This window comes from Nitrosococcus watsonii C-113, from assembly GCF_000143085.1.
In the GTDB taxonomy this organism is placed as follows: Bacteria; Pseudomonadota; Gammaproteobacteria; order Nitrosococcales; family Nitrosococcaceae; genus Nitrosococcus; species Nitrosococcus watsonii.
In genome coordinates, this window is record NC_014315.1 from 1,223,877 (window position 1) to 1,244,829 (window position 20,953).

Annotated in this window: 13 protein-coding genes; 9 read left to right on the forward strand and 4 right to left on the reverse strand. The window is 48.4% G+C overall.

The features are described 5' to 3' along the window. Positions 1 to 63: 63 nt before the first annotated feature. The 3 genes from NWAT_RS05660 to NWAT_RS05670 all read left to right on the forward strand — a co-directional run bounded on the left by NWAT_RS05660 (position 64) and on the right by NWAT_RS05670 (position 4,370). The gene (locus NWAT_RS05660) at positions 64 to 816 is read left to right on the forward strand and encodes a class I SAM-dependent methyltransferase (protein ID WP_013220184.1); all 753 of its coding nucleotides are present in this window, start codon (positions 64 to 66) and stop codon (positions 814 to 816) included. A gap of 28 nt (positions 817 to 844) precedes the next feature. Then, positions 845 to 2,641: an ABC-F family ATP-binding cassette domain-containing protein gene (locus NWAT_RS05665; RefSeq protein WP_013220185.1), complete on the forward strand. Its 1,797-nt coding sequence runs from the start codon at positions 845 to 847 to the stop codon at positions 2,639 to 2,641. A 652-nt stretch (positions 2,642 to 3,293) separates the two neighbouring features. Further along, positions 3,294 to 4,370, forward strand: a complete 1,077-nt coding sequence (locus NWAT_RS05670) for a cytochrome-c peroxidase (protein WP_013220186.1) — start codon at positions 3,294 to 3,296, stop codon at positions 4,368 to 4,370. Positions 4,371 to 4,474: 104 nt separating this feature from the next. Here NWAT_RS05670 and NWAT_RS05675 read toward each other — a convergent pair whose 3' ends face one another. Further along, positions 4,475 to 5,137: a class I SAM-dependent methyltransferase gene (locus NWAT_RS05675; RefSeq protein ID WP_013220187.1), complete on the reverse strand. Its 663-nt coding sequence runs from the start codon at positions 5,135 to 5,137 to the stop codon at positions 4,475 to 4,477. A gap of 87 nt (positions 5,138 to 5,224) precedes the next feature. Then, on the reverse strand, positions 5,225 to 6,028 hold the full coding sequence (gene thiD, locus NWAT_RS05680) for a bifunctional hydroxymethylpyrimidine kinase/phosphomethylpyrimidine kinase (RefSeq protein ID WP_013220188.1): 804 nt from the start codon (positions 6,026 to 6,028) through the stop codon (positions 5,225 to 5,227). Positions 6,029 to 6,336: 308 nt separating this feature from the next. On the opposite strand from thiD, the gene NWAT_RS05685 reads away from it, so the two are divergent. The 6 genes from NWAT_RS05685 (at position 6,337) to NWAT_RS05710 (ending at position 17,586) form a co-directional block, all read left to right on the forward strand. Continuing rightward, positions 6,337 to 8,145 (forward strand): thiamine pyrophosphate-binding protein, encoded by a 1,809-nt coding sequence (locus NWAT_RS05685; protein WP_013220189.1) that lies wholly within the window; start codon positions 6,337 to 6,339, stop codon positions 8,143 to 8,145. Continuing rightward, entirely contained in the window at positions 8,142 to 8,942 is an 801-nt protein-coding gene (locus NWAT_RS05690; RefSeq protein WP_013220190.1) for a citryl-CoA lyase, read from the forward strand. The genes NWAT_RS05685 and NWAT_RS05690 overlap by 4 nt, the downstream gene beginning before the upstream one ends. 56 nt (positions 8,943 to 8,998) lie before the next feature. Continuing rightward, the gene (locus tag NWAT_RS05695) at positions 8,999 to 9,799 is read left to right on the forward strand and encodes a citrate/2-methylcitrate synthase (protein WP_013220191.1); all 801 of its coding nucleotides are present in this window, start codon (positions 8,999 to 9,001) and stop codon (positions 9,797 to 9,799) included. Positions 9,800 to 9,918: 119 nt separating this feature from the next. Further along, the gene (locus NWAT_RS05700) at positions 9,919 to 11,970 is read left to right on the forward strand and encodes a TonB-dependent receptor plug domain-containing protein (protein WP_269724274.1); all 2,052 of its coding nucleotides are present in this window, start codon (positions 9,919 to 9,921) and stop codon (positions 11,968 to 11,970) included. 147 nt (positions 11,971 to 12,117) lie between these two features. After that, a complete protein-coding gene (locus NWAT_RS05705; RefSeq protein ID WP_013220193.1) occupies positions 12,118 to 13,074 on the forward strand; it encodes an ABC transporter substrate binding protein in 957 nt (318 codons plus the stop codon). A gap of 9 nt (positions 13,075 to 13,083) precedes the next feature. After that, on the forward strand, positions 13,084 to 17,586 hold the full coding sequence (locus NWAT_RS05710) for an EAL domain-containing protein (RefSeq protein ID WP_013220194.1): 4,503 nt from the start codon (positions 13,084 to 13,086) through the stop codon (positions 17,584 to 17,586). Positions 17,587 to 17,627: 41 nt separating this feature from the next. Here NWAT_RS05710 and NWAT_RS05715 read toward each other — a convergent pair whose 3' ends face one another. Next, on the reverse strand, positions 17,628 to 20,180 hold the full coding sequence (locus tag NWAT_RS05715) for an FtsX-like permease family protein (protein WP_013220195.1): 2,553 nt from the start codon (positions 20,178 to 20,180) through the stop codon (positions 17,628 to 17,630). Beyond that, positions 20,177 to 20,866 (reverse strand): ABC transporter ATP-binding protein, encoded by a 690-nt coding sequence (locus tag NWAT_RS05720; RefSeq protein ID WP_013220196.1) that lies wholly within the window; start codon positions 20,864 to 20,866, stop codon positions 20,177 to 20,179. The genes NWAT_RS05715 and NWAT_RS05720 overlap by 4 nt, the downstream gene beginning before the upstream one ends. Positions 20,867 to 20,953 lie beyond the last annotated feature (87 nt).

The following is a 20,953-nucleotide window of genomic DNA, read 5'->3' on the forward strand; positions in this document are numbered from 1 at the left end:
CATTTTTGTAATAGGCGGCTTTGCTTTGTTCTACTCGCCACTAATGGGCATTGGTGCTTATATATGAATGCTAGGCAAGGATGGAATCCGAGAGACTATGCTAGAAATGCACGGTTTGTGTCAGATCTAGGGATGCCAGTGCTGGAGTGGTTAAATCCAAAGGCGAATGAGCGCATTCTTGATTTAGGTTGCGGTGATGGGGCACTGTTAGCAGAGTTAGCAGAACGAGGATGTTCCGTAGTGGGGGTAGACAGCAGTCCAGAATTCATTAATACAGTAAAAGCCCAAACCCTAGAGGCTTATCTGATGGATGGTGAGCGGCTCCAGTTCGAGCAGGAATTCGACGCTGTTTTCAGCAACGCCGCTCTGCATTGGATGAAAAAGTCTGCTGCCGTAATAAGGGGCGTTTGGAAAGCGTTGGTTCCAGGTGGAAGATTTGTTGGAGAGATGGGAGGGCAAGGGAATATACAGACTATTGTAACCGCTCTGTATCAGGCGCTGGAGCAGCGGGGAATCGATCCCTATTCTTTAAACCCATGGTATTTCCCTGCTGCTGAAGAATACCGGTACCAACTTGAATCCATGGGTTTTCAGGTGAAGCGGATCGTTTTATTTGAACGTCCCACTCCGCTACCTACGGATATGAGAGGGTGGCTTATGACCTTTGGCGCGTCTTTTACAGCGAGTCTGCCCAAAGCTGAACAACCCGCGTTCATTAATGAAGTGTGTGCTGCGCTACAAGCTAAATTGCATCATGGTAACGGTCAATGGATAGCCGACTATATGCGCCTCCGTTTCGAAGCCTATAAACCTTAATTACTCAATACGTATTTGCTAGATCACGATGCCCTCAACTCTTCTTATTAGTAGTCAGAATATTAGCAAATCTTATGGAACCCATGGGTTGTTTTCTGGTATTTCCTTGGGTTTTTTCTCGGATGAACGTTTAGGGTTAATTGGTCCTAATGGTTCTGGAAAATCCACCTTATTAAAAATTTTTGCAGGAATTGAGGCACCTGATTCAGGAAAAATCGTTCAGAAACGGGATGCACTGGTAGTCTATTTGCCCCAAGAGGATCACTTCGATCCGGAAGAAAGCATCGAAGAAATTTTATTCTCCTCCCTTTCAGAGGAACATAGAGAACCGGAGCACTACCAGCGTATTCGAGAAATGATCCGTCGGGTGGCATTTCCGGACGGGGTGCAAAAGGTTGGTACATTATCGGGGGGATGGCGTAAACGACTTGCTATTAGTCGGGCGCTTTTACAGGAACCGGATTTATTGCTGATGGATGAGCCTACCAACCATTTGGATATGGAAGGAATTTTATGGTTGGAGGAACTGTTGAAACAAGCTTCCTTTGCTTTTGTGCTGGTGAGTCATGATCGCTATTTTTTGGAAAACGCGACCAATCGCATTGTGGAGCTAAACCCACAATATTCTGAAGGCTTCCTAAAAGTGGAAGGAAATTACAGTAGTTTCCTGCAAAAGCGGGAAGGGCTTGTTCAGCAACAGGCCCAACAGGAAATGGTGCTTTCCAATAAGGTACAGCGAGAGTTGGCATGGTTACGGAGAGGTCCTAAGGCCCGAACCTCGAAAGCACGCTATCGTCTTGATAGTGCCCAGCAGATGGAAGATGAATTAAATACGGTAAAAGCCCGTAATGCTCAAGGTCGAACTGCGAGAATTGATTTCGAGGCGACCGAGCGGAAAACCAAGAAACTTCTAGAGGCCCGCGATATTGGCATTAGCCGCGGCGGAAAAAGGCTTTTTTCTCATCTTAGCCTACAGCTTTCCCCAGGCAAGTGCGTAGGTGTATTAGGGCAGAATGGAAGCGGTAAAAGTACCCTGATTCAGCTACTAACGGGCGAGCTAATGCCTGAATCCGGCACTATTCAATGGGCAGAGGGTGTTCAAATAGCGACTTTCGATCAAAAGCGGGAGCAGTTAAATTTTACTCAAACCTTAAAAGAAGCTTTATGTCCTTTAGGAGATCAGGTGATTTTCCAGGGAAGTACTTTCCATGTGGCTTCCTGGGCAAAACGTTTTCTGTTTCCAAGCGAAAAATTGAAACTTCCTATTTCCCAACTGTCTGGTGGCGAGCAAGCCCGCGTTTTGCTCGCTAATTTAATGCTGAAACCGGCGGATATCTTATTATTAGATGAGCCTACTAATGATCTGGATATTCCCACCCTTGAGGTGCTGGAAGAGAGTTTACGAGATTTTCCTGGCGCTATTGTTCTCATTACCCATGATCGTTTTCTGCTGGATCGTCTTAGTGGCATATTGCTTTACCTAGATGGCAAGGGAAAGGCGGAGTTCTTTGCTGATTATTACCAATGGTTTGAGGCTAGAAAGTTACGTCCTTCCAACAGAGTTTCCCCTGATCGCGCTTTCCCGTCTAAGCAGGAAACGGCTCATGGTTTAAGCTATGAAGAACGAAAAGAACTTAACCGAATTGAGAAAAAAATTTCAAAGGCAGAGCAAGCCCTGGAAACCTTTCAGGAACGTCTTCATGATCCTGAAATCATGAGCGACTCTGAACGCTTAACAGCGTTATACGCACAGCTACAAGAGTCGAGAAATAAGGTTGATCAGCTATATCAGCGATGGGAAGAATTAGAATCACTAAGACCGTAATTTGTGCGCGAGCTTTTTGGGCTGACTCGGATATGAAATAGAAATATATCAAACGCCCTATATGATTATGAGCGGCAAAAGGCCAATATTTTTCCCCCATTCCAATGCTTAGCGGTGATTTGGATTTTTATTAACTGCTTAAAGCATCGGTTTCATCCTCCCTCCCCATTAACCGGCAACCATAAAAACACCAAAACCGATCTTTTGTTAGGGCGTCTTAAGAATGGTTGCTCTATGCTGAACCCCATGCCAGTAGTTTCCGCTGAGCCTATCTGCTGCGGTGATTGCGCTTTAAGTTCTACCTTTACTTTCTTCTTAGTATTTGTTGCCGTACACACTTTTCTCGCTTTTCTTAGATTATCCGAGTTTCTGTGTCCAGGATGGTCTAGTCATTTCAGGTGTAGTTTATAGATTTGTAAGCAATCTATTTCATGATTACAATCATTTTTGAGAATAAGCTTAATGCTGATTCTTGAGGGGGTTCAGGAATTTTTTTCTAATCGTTAGAATAAATTGCGTTAGCGTATCGCTTCTTTAAAGTTAGACTAGAGTAATTAACTGATATTCCTGGATAAATCATGAAATTGATACTATTAATATAAATTCGCTTCCATATTTTTATGCGCCCACCATATTATTAGGAGAGAGAAGAATGAAAAAATTTGCTTTCTGTTTAGTGCTGATAATAGGAACGGCTTATGCTAGCCATGTTCTTGCCAAAAAGCATGGTGACGAGCTGATGCAGCAGGCCCAGTCCCTATTTAAACCGATTCCCACCGAGCTGCAGGAGATAGAGGGAATTACGCTGACGCCAGAGAGGATTGAGCTGGGTAAATGGCTTTATTTTGATCCTCGCCTCTCCAGAAGCTGGCTAATTAGCTGTAATACTTGCCATAATCTTGCCCTTGGTGGAGTGGATCTAGAAGAAACTTCTATTGGCCATGGATGGGCAAAGGGACCCCGTAATGCGCCTACGGTACTCAATTCCGTATTCAATTTTGCTCAATTCTGGGATGGGCGGGCGGAAGATCTCCAAGCTCAGGCGAAAGGACCGGTGCAGGCGGGCGTAGAGATGAATAATACGCCGGAGCGGGTGGAGCAGACTCTGAAAAGCATCCCGGAATATGTTCAGCGCTTTCGGAAGGCCTTTCCCGATGACTCTAACCCCGTCACTTTCGATAATATGGCGGATGCTATCGAAGCTTTTGAAGCCACTCTACTGACTCCTGGATCTCCTTTTGATCAATACCTTAACGGTGATTCCCAGGTACTGTCGAAAGCACAAAAAAAGGGGCTTAAACTCTTTATGAATAAAGGCTGCTCAAGCTGCCACAATGGAATTAATGTGGGTGGGGGAAGCTATCAACCCTTTGGGGTTGTAGAAAAACCCGGCAGCAAAATTCTTCCGGAAAAAGATCAAGGGCGGTTTACGGTGACGGAAACAGCCAGCGATAAGTACGTTTTTAAAGTCCCTTCTTTGCGTAATATAGAGTTAACTCCTCCCTATTTTCATTCTGGACAGGTATGGGATCTAGAACAGGCAGTTGCTATTATGGGCTCATCACAGCTTGGTATAAAACTTAGCCGTAATGAAACCGCCGCTATTGTAACTTTCTTGAAAACCTTAACTGGCGAGCAACCCAGGGTGGAATATCCTATTCTTCCACCCCATACTAAAGGAACTCCGCTGCCGGTGATCGGGGTTTCTAGCAATGCCGCCGGGCATTAATTAATCGTGTTTAAATAATTCATACGCCTTTCAGTTAGGGCTGCAGGAAGCCTCCTCTTGAACCGCTTCGGCGATTCAAGAGGAGATGGTGTATCTTTTTCTCTTTAGCGTTTTCGAGCTAAGGTTAGCCCATCAGCGATGGGGACCATGCTTAGGGTCACCCGTTCATCTTCAAGCCGGGCTAAATTAAAGGCACGGATAGCGCCCGTATCTTCATCGGTGAAGCTAGGGTCAATGACTCTTCCATTACGCAATACATTGTCGACGGCGATGAGGCCGCCTGGCCGTAGTAGTTCCAGTGACCGCTGGTAGTAGTCTTCGTATTCTTCTTTCTTGGCATCGATAAAGGCAAAGTCAAAGGTGCCAGCTTCTCCCCCTTCGATAAGTTGATCGAGGGTTTCAATAGCGGGTCCCAAACGTAAATCGATTTTGTTGGCGACGCCTGCTCGTTGCCAGTAGCGCTGAGCAACCGCAGTCCAGTCAGGATTAATATCACAGGCCACAAGCCGTCCTGCCGAGGGGAGGGCAAGGGCTGTCCAAAGGGCGCTGTAGCCAGTGAAAACCCCTACTTCCAGGGTTTTTTGGGCGCCTAATAATTCTATGAGTAGAGCCATGAACTGCCCTTGCTCCGGGGAGATTTGCATATTGGCTCTAGGCATGGTTGCGGTTTCTTCTCGCAGCTCCCGCAGGATCGCCGACTCCCGCAGGGAAACGGAAAGCAAGTAATCGTAGAGATCATTGGTGATTTGGATTGTTTTCATGGACATGGACTGTTTTTCTCCTATTTAAAAATTAAGCTATTAAGTTTGCCTGCCCTGGGGGTGGATTAAAATTCGTAGGGTATTTGAGAAGGATTAAATCCTAAATGGGCTTACAGTATGGGCATGGTTAAGGGGACCATAGCCTTTCCCATAGCCAGGAGCAAGGCGGATTGCCTCCTGCACATAAGCGTGAGCCCGCCGAACTGCCTCGGAAAGGGGGCGGTTTTGGGCAAGGCCAGTGGCAATAGCCGAAGCCAGTGTGCATCCTGTGCCGTGAGTGTGGGGAGAGACGATACGTTGGACTTGGAAGCTTTCTTGATAATCTTGTGTCATCAGTAAATCATGAAGCTGATGACCGGGAAGATGCCCTCCTTTAAGCAGGACGCCGGCAGGACCTAGGGCCAGCAATGCGTTGGCTGCCTGTGGCATGGCTTCGGGGTGATCGATTTTGCGACCGGAGAGCGCTTCGGCTTCCGGGATATTGGGCGTAATAAGGGTTGCCCGGGGGAGCAAGCGCTGCTTTAGTACACTGAGGGCTGCAGGATCGAGTAGGGAAGTGCTGTCTTTGGCTATCATGACCGGATCAAGAAGAAGAGGAATGTTCCCGGCCAGCTCATCTATAAGATTGGCGACTGCATCAATAACCGCCGTTGAATGCAGCATCCCGATTTTGATACAGTCGGCGCCAATATCCGTCAGTACTTGTTTTACTTGTTCCACAATAAAATCAGGTGCTATGGGCAATATCTTAGCGACTCCTTGGGTGTTTTGGGCTGTGAGGGCGGTAATCGCTGTGGCACCATAGCCTCCAAGGGCCGTCACGGTTTTAATATCCGCCTGGATTCCAGCGCCACCCCCCGAATCCGAGCCGGCAATGATCAGAACACGACCGCGCATCACCCGCTAAATTCCCCCGGATGGGTACCTGGCCGCCATCCGGTTGTTTGAGTCTTCCAACCTACTTTCTCGCTCATCCCCAAATTATATCTTCTGCCCTGCCCTTAAACCAGTTGATAGGCTTTTGCCCGGATGCTCTTTTTTTGATGCCGGGGGTTCCAATTCTATATCCAGCCTTAGGCGTTCTTCTAAATTTATAAAGCTGTACTGGGCTCCTAGTTTCTAAAGTTACCCCTGAAAAGGTCGTTGCATAGAGTTATCAAAGGCGGTTTTTAAGAGTGAAAATTCTCTATGAGAGAGGGATATAAGTGATATCCAACCGGACGGTTAGCACGACTCAAGGAAATGTGCCCCAATCCCAATGGGAGGCAGGGGATTTACTGGTGGCCTATTTAGCCCAATTATCGGTGGACTATGTGTTTGGGGTGCCAGGAGGGGCTATCGAGCCCTTGTACAATGCCTTGGCTCGCAGTGCCCGTAAGGGGGGGCCGCGAGCGATAGTTGCCCGCCACGAAACCGGGGCCGCCTTTATGGCCGATGGCTATGGGCGTCGGACGGGCAAACTAGCGGTTTGCTGCGCCACGACCGGGCCGGGCGCCACCAATCTCATCACAGGGATTGCTTCGGCCTACGAGAATCGCATTCCCATGTTGGTGATTACCGCCCAGACGGCTTTGAGTCAGTTTGGGCGAGGAGCTTTTCAGGATTCTTCCTGCACTGGCATTGATACCGTGAACTTGTTTCAGCATTGCACTCGCTATAGCACTTTGGTCTCCCATGTGGCGCAATTGGAACATAAACTCAGTACGGCGATCATGACGGCTTATCAGTCTCCCAATGGCCCCACTCATCTGAGTATTCCTTTAGATATATTACGCAGTACCGCTTCGGTTAAAACTCCTTCCTATCAGCTTGCCGCTTTGCTGCACCGTCCTGCCTTACTAGCTGATGGGGAAGTAAAGTCGCTTTGCAGCCACATTGTCCAGGCGAGGAAAGCAGTGTTTGTGGTGGGGGAAGATTGCCGCGAAGCGATTGGCGCTATTTTGAATCTCGCCTCTTTAATTCAGGCCGAAGTGGTCACTACGCCCCATGGTAAAGGATTGGTCAGTCTTTATCATCCTCTATTCCGCGGTGTTATTGGTTTTGCTGGGCATCGCAGTGCCAGCGAGACTCTGTCCGATCCTGAAGTGGACACCGTGGTGGTGTTTGGCGCTAACCTGGGAGAATGGGCAAGCAATGGTTGGGACACCGAAGCTCTTTTGAATGATCGTCTCATCCATGTGGAGAATGTAGAGGGAAACTTGACCCGCACGCCCATGGCACGCTTGCACGTACGGGGAACCATTAGCACGATTTGCGAACGAGTCTTAAGCTACCTCCGCCAGCACCCGCCAGCAAAAGAAGAACCGGCGCTTGGAATAGAGCGCAGGCAGCCCGACTCCCCCCTGCGGGAAGTTTTAAGACATGAGCCAAAGTGGCGCTTCCAGCTTGATGAGGAGGCAAAGTATTACGATGATTCTACCCCCATTAAGCCGCAGCGGTTAATGCGGGAGCTTACCCGGCTGTTTCCTCCCAATACCCGCTTCCTAGCCGATACAGGAAACAGCATAGCTTGGGCAATCCACTACTTACACCCTTCCGGTCAGTCTGATAGGAATGGGGAGCCATTTCGCGGCTGCTTGGAGTTTGCCTCCATGGGTTGGGCGATTGGCGCTGCCGTAGGCAGTGCTTTGGGCGCTCCAGGTAATCCGGTGGTCTGCATCACGGGGGATGGTAGCTGGCTCATGAGCGGTCAGGAAATCACTGTGGCAAGCCAGGAACAACTGCCCGTGATTTTTATTATCCTCAATGATGCGGCGTTAGGGATGGTCAAACATGGTCAGCGGTTGGCCCAGGCTGAGGCTATTGGCTTCGAACTTCCGGCAATCAATTATTGCGCTTATGGAGAGGCCATGGGAGTACCCAGCTATATTATCCGTTCTCCCCAAGATCTTATGGCGCTTGATGTTAAGGCCATTTGCGAGCGGCAAGGCCCTACCTTGCTCGATGTGCGAGTCGATCCCGAGGAGGTGCCCCCCATGAAAACCCGGATGAAGATATTGGGAGGGTTGCAATGAGTGAAGGACGGGAGGTGATTCATAGCCGCATCTGGGAAGAGGTCGCAGCGCCCGATAATCCTTTTGTCGCCGCTGCCTGCTACTGCTCCGGTTACGACGTCTACGGCGATTTGCTGGGCAAAGCCAGTTGGATCGAATATTTATACCTGCTCCTCAAGCAAGAGCGTCCTTCCCCCAAGGAGGCCAGACTCTTGGAGGGACTCGCGGTTGCTATCGCTAATCCAGGTCCCCGGGATCACAGTATTCGCGCTGCCATGTGCGCCGGGGTTGGGGGGTCCACTTCCGCGTCATCTTTGATGGCTGCGCTGGCGGTGGGCGCCGGTCAGCTAAATGGCGCCCATGAAGTAGCGTCAGCAATGGCCTCGTGGCAGGAATGCGGTAGGAATTTAATGGCCTGGCAGGAGCGTCTCCAACATCCCCCACAAGAGGAACGGGCGGATGTGTGGTTGCCCCTAGAACATCCTCCCGGTTTTGATCCCCATGGCGCCAGTTGCGCCATGCCAGTGCAACAAACTTTAGCTTTTCTGGCAAAAAACAGTCCGGGAGAAGCCCTTTCCTGGTTGCAAACCCATCGGCCGGAACTTGAGACCGCGGCCAACTGCCCCTTGGCAATGACCGGGGTGGCGGCCGCGGCGATGAGTGATCTGGACTTCAATATTCAGCAGGGTGAAATGCTGTACCTGTTGCTCCGCTTGCCTGGGGCTGCCGCCCATGCCTTGGAACAGCAGGTATACGGTTGGCGGCGCTATCCTTTTTTTAGAAATGGTTTGGAATTAAGCGATGAACCGCAAGGGTAGGGCAGTGCGATTACCGTATCTCGATGAGTGGCGGGATAAAAATAGGAATAATGGATATGCAAGGGCCTAAATATCTTTTTAAAAATGAAGACCACTGGGTGACCAATATGGGCGCCTGGTTTCCAGGGGAGCGAGTGGTTTTCCGTGGCAAGGATTTATTTCAAGAGCTAAAAGATCTTCCCTGGATGGGTTTGCTGCTTTATGGCATTACGGGACGAATTCCTAACGGAAAACAGATTCGGCTGTTTGAAGGTATTTGGACTTTATGTAGCAGCTATCCTGATCCGAGATTATGGAATAACCGGGTTGCCGCGCTGGCAGGTACCACTAGAAGCACTGCTGCGTTAGCCCTCAGTGCGGGAAATGCGGTTTCGGAAGCTTCAATTTATGGACGGCGGCCAGATATCCGAGCTATTGATTTTCTGTTTCGGATTAAAGGTCAGCTAGAGGCAGGTGCTGAGATAGAAGAACTTGTGAGAAAAGAATTAAAAAAATATAAAATTATTCCCGGATATGGCCGTCCTATTACACGAAAAGATGAGCGCATTGAACCCCTCCTGTCCTTAGCCGAAGAATTAAATTTTTCCCACGGCCCCTATGTGAAGCTTACATTTACGATCGAGGAAATTTTGTTGCAGGGACGGTGGCGTTTGTATATGAACATTGCCGCCCTAGCAGCAGCACTAGCGGCCGATCAGGGATTATCTCCACACGAATATTATCATTATTTGGTTTTATGTTTTTCTGGGGGCATATTGCCTTGTTATTTGGATGCAGTGAGAAAACCAGAAGGTACCTTTTTTCCGCTGTCTTGTGATCGCATTCAGTATGAGGGTGAACGTCGTAGGGTTTGGTGAGTGTCAATAAAAAATAATCTTTCCCGCTCTATGCCATTATGTATTTTTCATTGATTACTCGTAGTGTCTTTTGCTTGTTAATTTTGTATACAGCCAATGCGTTGGCTGTAAATACGGGAATGGATGATGAAGAAGCCTTGCTTAATTTATATGGCGGCGAGGAAATGATTAGTCTTGCTACCGGCAATAGTAAGCCCATTTCCAGGGCGCCTGCCATTGCAACCGTTATCACTGCGGAAGACATTAAAGAGATAGGCGCCACGGATCTAGATCAAGTGCTGGAGACCGTGCCAGGATTACACGTGGCAAGAAACCCTAGTGGATATAATCCTATTTATACCTTTCGGGGAATTTTCTCCCAATTCAATCCACAGGTGTTAATGTTAATTAATGGCATACCTATTACTAATCTTTTTTTTGGGAATAGACATCAGATATGGGGTGGTATGCCGGTACAGTCTATTGCTCGGGTTGAAGTTATTCGGGGACCAGGGTCGGCAATTTATGGGGCGGATGCCTTTGCCGGCGTTATTAATATCATTACCAAAACCAAGGAGGATATCGGGGGCACTGAAATAGGCGGCCGTGCTGGTAGCTTTAATAGTTGGAATGGCTGGGCGCTCCATGGAGATAACTGGGGTGGTTTTGATGTGGCGGTCATGCTGGAATATGGTGATACCGACGGTCAACGGAGAATCATTAATGCGGATGCTCAAACTTTTTTTGATAGCCAGTTCGGTACGGAGGCTTCCTTAGCCCCTGGCCCGGTAAATTTGCAGCGGGAAAATATTGATGCCCGTTTGGATATCAGCCGGGAGCATTGGCGTCTGCGGGCAGGCTTGCAGCGGCGGAGTAATTTTGGAACCGGCGCTGGCGTTGCGCAAGCTCTAGATCCCAATGGCCGCTTTGCCAGTAACCGCTGGAACGTGGATCTGACTTATCATAATCCTACATTCTTTAGTGAAAATTGGGATGTCATGGCGCAAGCGAGCTATTTTAATACCAGTCAGGAAGTTGAGCATGATGTCCGGCTTTTTCCACCGGGAGCGGACTTTAATAGTTCCCCCGGAATAGATTTTCCACAGGGCGTGATTGGTAATCCTGAAGTTTTTGAACGCCATGCTCGGTTTAAAACCTCAGCCTTTTATACCGGCTTTGAACGGCATCAGATTCGCGTGGGTGCGGGTATGCGTTATGGTGATCTCTATGATGTCAAAGAGGTCAAAAACTATGAATTTGATTTTAAAACGGGCTTGCCCCGACCTCTTGGAGGCTTAAGGGACGTCACCGGGAATCTATCCCAGGTTTTTTTGCGTGAACGGGATCGTAAGAATTATTATGCTTTTCTTCAGGATGTTTGGAATTTTGCCAATGATTGGGAATTCACCGCGGGTGTGCGGTATGATCATTTCTCTGATTTTGGCGATACCATTAATCCCCGCCTCGCCTTGGTTTGGGCCACTCGTTATGATCTGACGACTAAGCTCCTATATGGCCGCGCTTTCCGTGCTCCTTCTTTTGCCGAATTATTCAATATTAATAATCCGGTGGCCATAGGTAATCCTAATCTTGATCCAGAGACAATTGAAACGGTAGAGCTAGCCTTTGATTACCGGCCCACCAATGCGCTGCATTTGGCCCTGAGTCTATTTCACTATCGCTGGGACGATATCATTCAATTTGTGCCCGATCCTGGGACTAGCGTCAATGTTGCTAAAAATGCTGGTAAGCAAAAGGGCCTTGGGTTAGAGCTGGAAGCAGACTGGGCGCTTACTTCTACTTTTCATCTTTTAGGCAACTATGCTTTTCAACATTCAACAGATGAGAAAACAGGTAAGAATGCAGGCTATGCGCCTCAACATCAGATTTATTTGCGTGGAAGCTGGGAGTTTCTTCCCCATTGGCGTTTAACACCACAGCTTAATTGGGTTATCGATCGGGCGCGCCCCGCTGGCGATAACCGGCCTGCTATCAATAATTATAGTATTTTTGATTTGACTCTACGCCGGACAGCGATCAAAAAACATTGGGAAGCTGCCTTCTCCGTACGTAATTTATTTGATAATGATGCCCGTGAACCTAGCCCGGCAGGCAACCCAAGCGCTTTAATTCCCAATGATCTTCCCTTATCTGGACGAAGTTTTTTTGGGGAAATTCGGTTTCGTTTCTAGCTGGTTGCGCATTACAAGAGAATTGTTATAAAACCAGCACCGATTACTGAGGCTGGTTTTATAGTTTTATATTTGCAGACTGTTAACCTCATCAGGTTATTTGAAAATAAAAGTATTGCGGCCATAAATTTCGATAAGGATAATTCGTTGACAGCTGAAAAAATAAGAAATTGCCGTCAATATTTTTTTTTACTTGTATGGTTATTTCTTGGTGGCGCAGGCATGGGGCCAGTAGCATTGGCTGATTCGCCAGCAATTGCTGTTATCTATCCAGATATCAGGGAGCCTTATCAGAGTATCTTCCTTAAAATTATAAAAGGGATTGAGGATAAGATAAAAAAAACCGTCAAACTTTATCCATTAAAAAAAAATTATGACCCTGAAGTCATTAAATATCATCTCAGAAAAGCACGGATACAGGGTGTTATTGTCCTTGGAAGCAGGGGGTTATCAGCAGCGAAAGATCTACAATCTATGTTTCATGTTGTTATAGGTGCAGTCTTGATTTCTCCTGGCGGGGAGAATCTAACAGGGATATCATTAACACCTGATCCTGAAATTATTTTTCAGAAATTGCTAAAAATTGATCCTGGCATTAAGCAAATTACTCTGATTTACAATCAAGATCAAACCGAATGGCTTATTGATCGAGCAGTAAAAGCAGCTAGATTTTATGGTATCGGAATTAATACATTCTCTGTGAAAAATATTCGTGAAGCGGCTGCGCTGTACCGGGATATTTTACCTCTGCTGAAAGAAGGAAAAGATGCGATTTGGTTGCCACAGGATTCTACTATTGATGAGCAGGCTATTCTGCCGCTAATTCTGCAAAAAGCCTGGGAACAAAATCTGGTTGTGTTTTCCAGTAATTTAGCACATATACCGAGAGGCGCCTTATTTGCCCTCTATCCCGATAATGAAAGGATGGGACAGAGCCTCGCTGATTTGATGTTAAAAAAAATAACAAATGGTAGAGAATCTCTTGGCATAAGTCCATTGCGTGATCTTTTAATTGCCGTCAATACGCGTACTGCCGATCATCTAGGGCTTAATTTAATGAATCGGATGAAGCAAGATTTTGATCTGATTTTTCCGGCACGATAGGAGCACAGGGTGAAAAGGTTATTACATATTTTTCGAAGAAAAAAAGGATTCCGCCAGCAATTGGTGATGACTTTTACTGTTGGAATCATTTGTTTAGCCTTGCTTTCCTCTTTTGCTATTTCAACTTTATCCAGCCGCACGGTTCGTACGACCTTACTTGAGCAGGGACGCCGCGCTACTGAGACTTTTGCGGCTCAAAGCACACTAGCCCTGCTCTATCAGAGCGCCGATAATGCTAAGGAGGCAGCCCGTGCAACGCTAGCTTTTCCTGATATTCAGGGGGTAGCCATTTATGATCTAGAATACCAAGTATTGTTATCCGAAGGACAGGAATCTTTGTTGCCTGCAGAGCATACGCTGTGGCCAAGAATGCTATGGCTAGAACGAGAAACAGAAAATGCTTGGTATTTTGTGGCCCCGGTTTATGCACGCCAGGGTAATACCGATCTGGAGGATTCGCCATTTTTAGCCAATCCGCCAGAACCCGAGCTCATTGGTTTTGTGCGGGTAATGATGGGTAAAGGTACTTTAAAAACCCTAGCAAGGGATATTTTGCGTGGTAATTTATTGGTGTCTATCACTTTGGCTGCTGTGTTACTTCTTCTCTTGCTTGCGATTACGGCGCGGATGACTACGCCGCTTAAAAACCTAGCGGAAAAAATGAAACAGGCTGAGCTAGGAGAAAAAAAAGTGCGCGCTAAAGTGGATGGGCCAAAAGATATTATGGACATGGAGGGCGCTTTTAATACCATGATGACCGTCCTGGAGGCCCGGGAGCAAGAATTGAAAAAAGCGCGGGATGCAGCTTTAGAATCTGCCCGTATCAAAGGAGAATTTGCCGCTAGTGTTAGCCATGAGCTTCGTACTCCTCTCAATGGGGTAATAGGAATGCTTGAGTTGTTAAGCAATACGGAATTGACTCCCAATCAGCGCGAATATGTGCAAGTAGCCTGCGGTTCAGGGGAAACGCTATTAGATCTCATCGGCAATATACTGGATTTTTCACGTATCGAGTCGGGGAAGTTTAAACTTGATTCCGTTGATTTTTATTTACAAGAAACCTTGGATGATGTTATCGGTTTGCTTGCTGCTCAAGCACAGCGGAAGGACTTGGAAATAGGGTATGTGGTAGCGGAAAATGTTCCGCTATTTATGCGGGGAGATGCGACCCGGATTCGGCAGATTCTTATCAATTTGATGGGCAATGCCGTCAAGTTCACCGAGCAAGGAGAAGTATCCATTGAGGTCAGGCTGCTCGAGAAAAAAGCAAAAAAATTAGTGCTCCATTTTGAAGTAAGGGATACGGGCATTGGGATTCCCCTAGAGTTTCTGGCGCGGGTATTCGAAGCTTTCTCCCAAGCGGATAGTTCTACTACCCGTAAGTATGGAGGCACCGGTTTGGGTTTAGCTATTTGTCGTCAGCTGGTGGATTTAATGGGGGGTGACCTTGGAGTAGAAAATAACCTTGATAAAGGAAGCCTCTTCTGGTTTACCGTCCCCTTAGAAGAAATGATAATGCCTCAAGCAGGGCAGGCATTGACTAATAAGGCGGAAGTGGCTGGGTTACGATTGCTGATTGTCGAAGACAGCACAGTGAGCCGGCGCTTTCTAGGCCAGACTTTTAGCTCTTGGGGAATGTACCATGGTTGTGCTGAAAACGGGCAACAGGCTCTCAAAATGCTGCGTAGCGCTGTGGCTGAGGGACGGTCTTATGACCTTGTGCTGGTGGATGAAAATACGCCTGATTTGAAGGGTCTTGAGCTGGCACAGCAGATTGCCGAAGATTCTTTGATTGCCTCCGTTAAGATTATATTGATGGGGCGCCAGCGCCATCCTGTCTCTGATATTTCCCCTCTATCTGGCGTGGTGAATTATGTAGCTAAGCCAGTGCAACAATCTTCCTTATATAACACGATTATAACCGCCGTAAAACAAAATAAGGAGGTAGTGTCGGAAACTTTATCTGCGGCCATAGAAGAAACGGAATTTTCCGATCGCCGCGTCTTGGTCGTTGAGGATAATAGGGTCAATCAGCAGGTGGCCGTGGGGATGTTGGAGAGATTGGGTTGCCGGGTTGAGGTGGTGAGTAATGGTCAAGAAGCGCTGGATGCGATGTCCGGCAAAGTATATGAGTTAGTGTTGATGGATTGTCATATGCCGCAGATGGACGGTTATGAGGCGACTCGCCAAATTCGAATTCGGGAAGCTGGCAAGAAACAAGTACCCATCATTGCCATGACGGCTAATGTTAGAAAGGGTGACAGTGATAAATGTATCTCAGCAGGTATGAATGATTACCTGCCAAAGCCGCTTCGGTTGAGTGTATTGCGAGATAAATTGCGGCATTGGCTAGGTACGGGTTCTGCAGATACAGATTCCGAAAGTACTCAAATGGAAAGCGAGGAGCGTGAAACTCCTCTGGATCTGCTTGCCTTGAATCGACTCCGCACCAGTGTTAGAGATGCTTTTCCCAGGATGGTGGAAACTTTTATTGAGGATACTTCGCTTTATTTGGATATTCTGCAAAAAGCGATCTTCGAGGACAAAGTCCACAAAGTAGGGGAAATGGCCCATAGTGTTAAGGGTAGTGCTAAGAATTTTGGCGCTAACCGGTTCGCCTCTATTGCTAAGCAATTAGAAGATTTAGGACGTTCTGGTTCTCTGGAAGGAGCCAAGGAACTGTTTGATAAGTTATTCTCTGAATACTCGTTTGTTAAAAGGGCATTACAGCAAGAGAACGAGTCCGGCAAAGAAGTCTGTCTCTTTAACAATAGAAAAAAATCACGGGTGCTTATCGTTGACGATGATCGAACTATGCGTATGGCGCTGCGTAATGTTTTGGAAAAAGGGGGTTATTGGATTGATGAGGTCATAAACGGTAGTCAGGCGCTGGCATTTTGTAAACAGCAGATGCCGGACCTGGTTTTGATGGATGCGGTCATGCCTGTATTGGATGGCTTTAACGCCTGTGCTCAGATACGAGATTTGCCAGGCAGCAAGCATACACCAGTGCTTATTATTACTGCCCTAGATGATGATCATTCCATTGAAAGTGCTTTTTCTGCGGGGGCTACTGACTATATTCCAAAGCCGGTGCATTTTTCTGTATTGCAGAAACGGGTTGCTCGTCTTCTCGATGCTAGTAGGGCTGAAAAGGATATCCACCAATTGGCTTATCATGATGTGCTGACAAATTTGCCAAACCGTACCCTGTTTCACAAGCAGCTTGGGGGGGTAATCAATCGGTCTCATTTGAGAGGAGAAAAGTTTGCTGTTCTATTCCTTGATTTGGATCGCTTCAAGCTGGTTAATGATACCCTGGGTCATGAGGTGGGGGATTTGCTGCTGAAGGCGGCGGCTGATCGGATTGTAGGCTGCCTTCGCTCAAAGGATATGGTGGCCCGGTTAGGAGGAGATGAGTTTACAGTTATCCTGGAACAAATTGAATCCCCCCGAATAGCGGCGGAAGTGGCTGCTAAGATTTGTAGTGTTCTCTCTAAACCATTCGTTTTCTCGGGCCAGGAGATGTATATCGGCACCAGTATAGGTATTTCCCTCTATCCTGATGATGGCGAAGACGCAAGCATGCTCATTAAACATGCGGATACCGCTATGTTTCGCGCTAAAGAGCAAGGCAACAGCTATCAATTTTATGAAAGAGGTATGGAGACGGCCGCTGTTAAGCGACTAGGCTTGGAAGCCGAACTTCGCCGGGCATTGGAGAAAAATGAATTTACCCTTTATTATCAGCCGCAAATAGATCTTGGCACGGGAGAAATTACCACCCTGGAAGCGTTGATACGTTGGGATCATCCAGAGCATGGTTTAATTCCGCCGTCAGAGTTTATTCCCCTAGCGGAAGAAACCGGGCTTATCGCCTCCATTGGCGTCTGGGTATTGCGGGAAGCTTGTACCCAAATGCGGTCTTGGCTGCAGCGGGAATTCGGACCTTTCCGTATTGCTGTGAATGTATCGGGCCGGGAGTTAGAAAGGGAGGAGCTAATTGATAAGATTGTAACCATATTGAAAGAAACAGACGTGCCTCCAAAATGGTTAGAGCTTGAAATTACTGAAAGCGTAGTGATGAAACGGGCGAGTGCGGTGATACCTAAATTTCATCGTTTGAGAGAGATGGGAATAAAACTCGCTATCGATGATTTTGGTACGGGTTACTCATCACTCAATTATTTGAAAAGTTTTCCCGTCGATATATTAAAGATTGACCGTTGTTTTATCCATGACGTTGTCAATAATCCGGATGATGCCGCAATTATCAAAGGTATCATTGCGCTTGCCCATAGCCTGCGGCTGAAAGTGGTTGCGGAAGGGGTGGAGAGTCAGGCGCAGGAAGAATTCCTTAAAGAGCATCAGTGTGACAGGCTTCAAGGCTTCTACCTTAGCGAGCCTTTATCGGCAGCCGAGATTGAACAAGCACTCTTGTCTTGGGGGAGGGAGGAGGGCTGTTTATCTTTATCGAAAGTATACCTTTTTCATTCTAACGGCACGGCTTAGAGACTCGAATATTTTTCCCCTTGTAAAAGCCTATCCACGGATCATTCCTCTCTTAGTCCTTCCGCTGGAGGAGTATGGGCCATTCGCCATGCTGGATAAATTCCGGCAAGCACGGCTGCGATGATAGCAAGCAGGACTCCTTGCAAAAGAATTTCGGGAGAAATAGTAAATCCCATGCTCCAGCCGAAAGATCGCCGGTTAATCACATAAATCAATCCTAGGGCTGAGAGCAACCCAAGGGGGAGCGCCAGCAGGCCGCAAACCAGTCCTATCAGTCCGGTTTGCCCCGTTACCAGTCCTCTTAGCTGACGGGGAAGGAGTCCCATGGCTCGCAGTATGCCAAATTCCCGCGTGCGTTCTAATTGGAGGGCCATTAAAGCGCTAAAAATACCGGCGAAAGCCACTAATCCAGCGAGCAGCCGTACTACTTCCGTGATGGCGAAGGAGCGGTCAAAGATTTGTAATGAGAGTTCGCGGATAGAACGGTTGGTACGGATTTGTATGTGTTGGCTGCTGTTTATGCTTTCTAGCAGGGTTTGACGCAGGGTTTCAAGGTCCACATCGGGCTCGGCATAAATACCAATTCCGGAGACTCCGTCATCGGACCAATAGCGCTGGTAGGTGTCACGGTGGATCGTTACGACCCCCTGATCTGAGCCGTAACTGAGATAAACGCCAGCTACGGTAAAGGACTGTCGTCCCTGGTCGGTGCGCAGGTGCAGGCGTGAGCCAGGTGATAGCTGGTGGTGGTAAGCGTAGGGCTCGGAGACCAGTACGGCTCCTTCATGGACAAACGCTTGCCATGCTTTTTCTGGATTTCCCGAGGTAAATTGAAATCCGGCAAAGCTTTGGGGGGCAGGCGCAAGAGCCACCATATTGGTGAGGCCGTTTTTGCCTTCAATCCGTACCCAGCGGGTAGTGCTGATTGCCGTTACCCCTGGTGTCGCGGCGATACGTTCAATTAAGGACAAGTCCAGGGAGCTATGAGCCGGACCTGAATGGGTGCCAGGAATGGAAACGTAAAGATCGGCCTGTAGGGTCGTCGTAAGCCACTGGCTCACGGAGAGCCGAAAGCTATCAATCATAACACCGATGCCAACCGTAGCGGAGACCGCCAGGGTCAGGGCCGCCATGGCCACGCCAGTTCGGCTGAGGCTGGCCACAATACCGCGCGTAGCTAACTGGCCTAAAATTCCAAAGCTCCGGCGTAGCAAAGGCTGCGCTAGGGTGAGCAGCAGAGTGCCCAGAGTCGGTACCAGTAAAGCACATCCTATCTGTAGGGCCGTCAGGCTTACAAAGCCTAGCCCAATGCTTTTGCTAGGTAGCAGTAATACAAGAACCCCTGTGATTAATACGCCCCCGCCCATCAGAGCAGCCCTTTTCGACCAGCGGCGGGCTTGATGTTCTAACGAAGAACGATGAAGGGCAGTACCAGGAGGAGTGTGAGTTGCTTCCCGAGCAGGAACCACGGTGGCCGCGAGGGTAGCGCCTAGGCCCAGAATGAGACCTTTGGTTAAGCTTTCCATGGAGGGGGACACATCACGGACCTGGACAGCGAAGTAAAGATCATTGAAAGTTTGACTGACCAATCCCAGGAGAAATTCGCCTAGGCCGATTCCAAGTAGTATGCCTGTTACCGAGCCCGCAATCCCGAAACCTAGGGCCTCGGTGAGCAGGAGTAGGAATATTTGCTTGCGAGCGACTCCCAGGGCACGCAGTAAGCCAATCAGGCGGCGCCGCTGCAACCAGAGAAAAGTGACGGTATTATAAACGATAAAACTGCCTACCAGGAGCGCCAGCAAGCTGAGCGCAGTGAGATTGAGTTGAAAGGCGCGCGTCATTTCGGTGATTGCCCGGCTGCGGGCGTTCGCTTCGATGAGCTCGGTCTGGGGTGGCAGGCGTTTTTCGAGCTGTTCCTGCTGAGCAACGCCTGCCTCACCGGGAGGTAAGATCAGATCGATATGGCTGAGCTTTCCAAGTAAGCCTAATACTTCCTGAGCCGTTGCGATATCGGCAATAAGTAAATTGGCAAGCCCTTCTTGGGCAAGGCCCTTCTCTTGAAAAATGCTGGCCACCGTTAATTGGGCATGATGAGCACCCACCCGGATTGCCAACTGATCCCCCTGTTGTAATCCTAACCGTTGGGCGGTTGCCTGTTCGATAATTACCGCGCCAGGTTTGGTTAAGAGGGCTGGTATGTCCACCTTGGAGCCTGCGCCTGTTCCGCTGGAATAATCCCGGAAGGGTTGCTCGGCAAAGGGATCGATGCCTAACAGCCGCAAAGGTTGATCGTTGTTATCGGGCAGGTAAATATTGCCTTCTACGATAGGGGCGGAAGGAAATATCCCCTGATTCAAACGGACATGGAGATAAATCTCCTCCGGTAGCCCATCGGGTCCACCTATAATCCGGTGAGTAGCCCGGCCCGTCACGCTTTCTGTGGCAACGGTAAAAGCCCGGTTAGCGCTACTGTTAGCAAGGTCGATAGCCACTACCACGGCAACCCCGAGCGCAATACCTAGCAGCGCCAAGGCGATTTGCCAGGGATGCCGCCCTAAGCTTCGCCAATTAGCCCGCCACAATACTGGCGTCATTGGGGAGGCTCTTCGGCGACCAGCCCTTCGGGACGTAACCGCAGGATGCGGTCTGCTTGTCCAACTACTTCCGGGCTGTGAGTGACCATGATGAGGGTTTTACCCTGTTGTTTGGTAAGGCGGTCTAGGAGGGCCAGAACCCGGCGGCCGGTTTCCAGATCCAGGTTTCCTGTTGGCTCATCGGCCAGTACCAGCAAGGGATCGTGGACCAGGGCGCGGGCAATGGCAACGCGTTGTTGCTCGCCCCCGGAGAGTTCATCAGGAAAGCTATGGGCTCGTTCCAGCAGGCCAACTTCTTGCAGCAAGCTCTGAGCATAAGCGTGTTCCGTGGGATTATTGCGACCGTTAAGTTCTAGGGGCAGCAATAAATTTTCCTCTACGGTAAGCGTGGGAATAAGGTTGAAGAATTGAAAAATGAAGCCAATATAGCGCCGGCGCAGCAGGGTGCGATCTTCCTCGGAAAGCCGAGTCAAGGATATCCCATTGATGTTCACCTCGCCGGCACTGGGAAAATCGATACCCGCAATGAGGTTAAGGAGGGTGGATTTGCCCGAACCGCTGCGCCCGAGCAGCACTATACATTCACCCTTTTGGATCGTAGCGGTGAGCTCATGGAGTACCCGGTGCTCGGTTTCGCCTTCCCAGTAAGATTTACTAAGGTTGAGGAGTTCTAGTACCGGTATCATGCGTCATTTAATAAGAGACCTAGAGGCTTACTAACAGGACATTATTCTCTATCATACTAGCAGTAAATGAAACTGATGGTGACTGGG

Bases quoted from the DNA above. Each gene is read 5' to 3' on its own strand.
- NWAT_RS05660 (WP_013220184.1), top strand. From the start codon at position 64: ATGAATGCTAGGCAAGGATGGAATCCGAGAGACTATGCTAGAAATGCA.
- NWAT_RS05665 (WP_013220185.1), top strand. From the start codon at position 845: ATGCCCTCAACTCTTCTTATTAGTAGTCAGAATATTAGCAAATCTTAT.
- NWAT_RS05670 (WP_013220186.1), top strand. From the start codon at position 3,294: ATGAAAAAATTTGCTTTCTGTTTAGTGCTGATAATAGGAACGGCTTAT.
- NWAT_RS05675 (WP_013220187.1), bottom strand. From the start codon at position 5,137: ATGTCCATGAAAACAATCCAAATCACCAATGATCTCTACGATTACTTG.
- thiD (WP_013220188.1), bottom strand. From the start codon at position 6,028: ATGCGCGGTCGTGTTCTGATCATTGCCGGCTCGGATTCGGGGGGTGGC.
- NWAT_RS05690 (WP_013220190.1), top strand. From the start codon at position 8,142: ATGAGTGAAGGACGGGAGGTGATTCATAGCCGCATCTGGGAAGAGGTC.
- NWAT_RS05695 (WP_013220191.1), top strand. From the start codon at position 8,999: ATGCAAGGGCCTAAATATCTTTTTAAAAATGAAGACCACTGGGTGACC.
- NWAT_RS05700 (WP_269724274.1), top strand. From the start codon at position 9,919: ATGGATGATGAAGAAGCCTTGCTTAATTTATATGGCGGCGAGGAAATG.
- NWAT_RS05715 (WP_013220195.1), bottom strand. From the start codon at position 20,180: ATGACGCCAGTATTGTGGCGGGCTAATTGGCGAAGCTTAGGGCGGCAT.
- NWAT_RS05720 (WP_013220196.1), bottom strand. From the start codon at position 20,866: ATGATACCGGTACTAGAACTCCTCAACCTTAGTAAATCTTACTGGGAA.